This window comes from Neisseria sp. P0014.S002 (assembly GCF_051958295.1).
Taxonomy (GTDB): Bacteria; Pseudomonadota; Gammaproteobacteria; order Burkholderiales; family Neisseriaceae; genus Neisseria; species Neisseria flavescens_B.
Map to the genome: position 1 here is coordinate 1 of NZ_JBQCVO010000027.1, position 1,056 is coordinate 1,056.

Genomic DNA, 1,056 nt, shown 5'->3' on the forward strand with positions numbered 1-1,056 from the left:
CACCAAAGACGACATCCAAAAAGGTGTGGACGCCAAAACCACCGTTGACACCAAAGGCCTGACCTTCAACGGCGACAGCGGCAGCACCAATATCGAAAAACTGGGTTCTACCGTGACCGTTGCCGGCGACGACAACATCACCACCGAAGCCCAAGACGATAAAGTGACCGTCAAGCTGAACAAAGACCTGGTAGTAGACAGCGTCAAAGCCGGCGACACCACCGTGAACAACGACGGTGTGAAAGTAGGCGACGATGTTGCATTGACCCAAGACGGTGTGAAAGCAGGCGATGTCAAACTGACCAAAGACGGTTTGAACAACGCCGGCAACAAAGTGACCAACGTAGCCGATGGCGACCTCAATGCCAACAGCAAAGATGCCGTTAACGGTAGCCAACTGTTTGCGACCAACCAAAACGTAGCCAACAACGCCGCCAATATCGCCAAAGGCATCAACTTCGGCGGTACCACCGGCAGCAACAACTACGCATTGGGCGACACCATCAATGTCAAAGGCGACAGCAACATCATCAGCGAAACCGTAGCCGGTGGTGCACAGCTGAAACTGGCCAAAGACATCACCGTTGACAGCGTCACCGCAGGCGACAGCAAACTGAATACAGACGGCCTCACCATTACCGGTGGCCCAAGTGTGACCAAAGCAGGCATCGATGCCGCCGGCAACAAGATTACCAACGTTGCCCCGGGTACCGATGACACCGACGCCGTCAACTACAGCCAGCTGAAACAGCAAAGCGCCGCCGCCCGTACCGAAGTTGCCGCCGGCACCAACATCAAAGACGTGGTGAAAACTACCGGTGCCAATGGCCAAGACATCTACACCGTCAACGCCAAAGGCACAACTGCGAGCGCAGGTTCGAGCAAAGTGACCGTTACCGCCGCCGCTGCAGACGCGAACAACGTGACCGACTACAGCATCGACTTGGCACAAGACACCAAAGACGACATCCAAAAAGGTGTGGACGCCAAAACCACCGTTGACACCAAAGGCCTGACCTTCAACGGCGACAGCGGCAGCACCAATATCGAAAAACT

At 55.3% G+C, this 1,056-nt stretch carries 1 pseudogene; it reads left to right on the forward strand.

What is annotated here, in order from left to right:
• A pseudogene (locus ACTHSX_RS10435) lies at positions 1-1,056 on the forward strand (hypothetical protein); the annotation flags it as partial.